2 protein-coding genes are annotated in these 686 nt (G+C 50.9%); one reads left to right on the forward strand and one right to left on the reverse strand.

All coding sequences use genetic code 11. From position 1 onward, the window contains the following. On the reverse strand, positions 1-296 hold a 296-nt coding region (locus tag CVN76_RS00145; RefSeq protein WP_198512381.1), incomplete at its 3' end, for an SLC13 family permease. On the opposite strand from CVN76_RS00145, the gene CVN76_RS31355 reads away from it, so the two are divergent. After that, positions 295-686 (forward strand): hypothetical protein (locus CVN76_RS31355; protein WP_198512382.1); only part of this gene is annotated, 392 nt, incomplete at its 3' end. The two genes, CVN76_RS00145 and CVN76_RS31355, sit on opposite strands and share 2 nt — an antisense overlap.

The following is a 686-nucleotide window of genomic DNA, read 5'->3' on the forward strand; positions in this document are numbered from 1 at the left end:
AATGACGACAGCACCGCGGCGGAAAACACCAGAAACAGCGCCAATCGCCGCTCGCTGTGCAGCGTATTGATGATTTTGCGGCCGACAAAATCGAAATAACCGCTGACCTCGACGCCCTTGGTGAGTAACATCAATCCAAGCAGCGTAATGATGGTGCGCCAGTCGATAAAACTGTTTAACGCAGGCAGCTGTTGCGGATTAAAGGCCGCCATCATTACGCCGGCTAACAGCAAAATATGCAAAAAACGATCTTTCAGGAACAGCTGAACCAGCCGGGCAACGGCATTTGAACTCATGTTGGGCGCTTCAAAAAAACAACCAGGGATCAGGAGCCAGACGTTAGCCCAAGCGCGGCGGCAACGCCAGCAAAATGCTCTTTTACCGTTAACTGCTTTTCATTTGCCGCGCTTTACTTTATTTGTAGCGCCTTTCACTGTTTCAAAGGATATTTTCATGGCTAACGTTTTTGCCAAAGGGCTGTTGCTGAGTATGACGATCGGCTTGCTGGCCGCCTGTAATGACCCCGATACCCGCCCACAGATCGACATTGAAGGCAAAACCATGGGCACCTTCTACAGCGTCAAGGTCAGCGGTGACGTCACGGTCAATAAACAGCAGTTGCAACAGCAGATTGACGCCGTGCTGGAACGCGCCAATGACGATATCTCAACCTACCGCAATGATTC

This window comes from Bacillus sp. mrc49, assembly GCF_002803435.1.